Origin of the sequence: Colwellia marinimaniae (genome assembly GCF_002207865.1) — a bacterium.
Taxonomy (GTDB): domain Bacteria; phylum Pseudomonadota; class Gammaproteobacteria; order Enterobacterales; family Alteromonadaceae; genus Colwellia; species Colwellia marinimaniae.
Map to the genome: position 1 here is coordinate 1 of NZ_BDQM01000311.1, position 264 is coordinate 264.

The following is a 264-nucleotide window of genomic DNA, read 5'->3' on the forward strand; positions in this document are numbered from 1 at the left end:
GCCCGAGACGCCACAACCGCCAGCCAGCGTGAAGGTGTTCTTGATGGGGGGCGGCAGCGGTACCCAGGATGAAAACGGACGCCTGCGCCATGGCGGCCGCTGGTTGCACGCACAGCAATGGCCACTGCCCGGCAGCCAATCGTTGACGCTGTACCTGGACGCACAACGCCAGTTGACGCAGCGCTTGCCCAGCGCAGACGAGGCCGCCTTGGGTTATTACGCCGACCCGGCCAACCCCGTGCCCACCGTGGGCGGAGCATTGAC

Annotated in this window: 1 protein-coding gene; it reads left to right on the forward strand. The window is 67.0% G+C overall.

The features are described 5' to 3' along the window. Positions 1-43: 43 nt before the first annotated feature. Positions 44-264: hypothetical protein (locus tag MTCD1_RS19425; RefSeq protein ID WP_235013398.1), on the forward strand; the 221-nt coding region annotated here is incomplete at its 3' end.